Origin of the sequence: Streptomyces sp. 13-12-16, assembly GCF_002114215.1 — a bacterium.
Taxonomy (GTDB): Bacteria; Actinomycetota; Actinomycetes; order Streptomycetales; family Streptomycetaceae; genus Streptomyces.
In genome coordinates, this window is sequence record NZ_NCTE01001299.1 from 1 (window position 1) to 1,050 (window position 1,050).

General features: G+C 77.5%; 1 protein-coding gene and 1 pseudogene. One reads left to right on the forward strand and one right to left on the reverse strand.

Features of this window, described 5'->3' with window-relative positions:
• Positions 1–499: FAD-dependent oxidoreductase (locus tag B7767_RS40110; RefSeq protein WP_143652924.1), on the forward strand; the 499-nt coding region annotated here is incomplete at its 5' end.
• Positions 500–557: 58 nt separating this feature from the next.
• Here B7767_RS40110 and B7767_RS40115 read toward each other — a convergent pair.
• A pseudogene (locus B7767_RS40115) lies at positions 558–1,050 on the reverse strand (regulator); the annotation flags it as partial.

Here is a 1,050-nt window from a genome sequence, read left to right on the forward strand (position 1 = left end):
GGTGCCGGACTTCCACCCCGTGACGGTGGTGCACCACAGCGTCGACGAGGCCCCGGGGACCGGTGCCTCGCTGCTGCTCGACGCCGAGCGGGGCGGGCCGGTGGCGCACACGGCGGTCGTCAGCCGGGTCGACCCGTCCCGGGCCCCGGCCGGGCGCACCCTGGTCAGCTCGACGGTCCTGGGGCCGCCGGCGCCGGGGGTGGACACCGCCGTACGCATGCATCTGGCCCGGCTGTACGGGGTGTCGACGGCGCGGTGGGAGACGCTGGGTGTCTACCACACGGCGGAGGCGGTGCCGGCGATGCGGCCGCCGCACGATCTGCGGCGGCCGGTGCGGTTGCTGGCGGGGCTGTACGTGTGCGGTGATCACCGGGACACCGGGACGGTGCAGGGGGCGTTGCACTCGGCGCACCGGGCGGCTGCGGCGATCCTGGCGGATCTGGGGGCGGGGCGGTCGATGCATCGGGCGGATCCTGTGCCGAGCGCTCGCGCGGCGTGAGCCGGGGCGTGGGCGCGGGGGCGTGGGCGCGCCCCCGCGCGCAGCGGACCAAGGTGGTTCAGCCGTAGGCCGCGACCCTGTCGCGGTACGTGCGCACGGGGGCCGCGTCCCGGTACGGTTCCAGCCTGCGTTCGAAGTCCCGGACGTACTCGACGGCCCGGACCGAGCGCATCTCCGCCGCCGCCCCGGCCGCCTCGGCCGCCAGCTGGCACGCCTGGTCCAGCTCCCCCAGACCGAGCCGGGCGGTCGCCAGCACCACCCGGCAGAAGAGCCGGCTGCGGGCGTACCCCGGCGCCCGCAACTGCAGTGACCGCTCCGCGTGCTGGGCGGCGGCCCGGAACTGCTGCAGATCCCGGTGGCAGTGCCCGAACTCGTCGGCGAGCTGCGCCTCGTCGAAGAAGCGCGCCCAGTACGGGACCTCGTCACCGGGCCGCGCCCCCTCCAGCGCCCGCTCCGCGCGCACCAGCGCCGCCGTGCAGGCCCGCACCTCCCCCAGCACCCCGTGCCCCCGCGCCTCGGCCGCGTGCAGCAGCGCCTGCACGGCCGGCGGG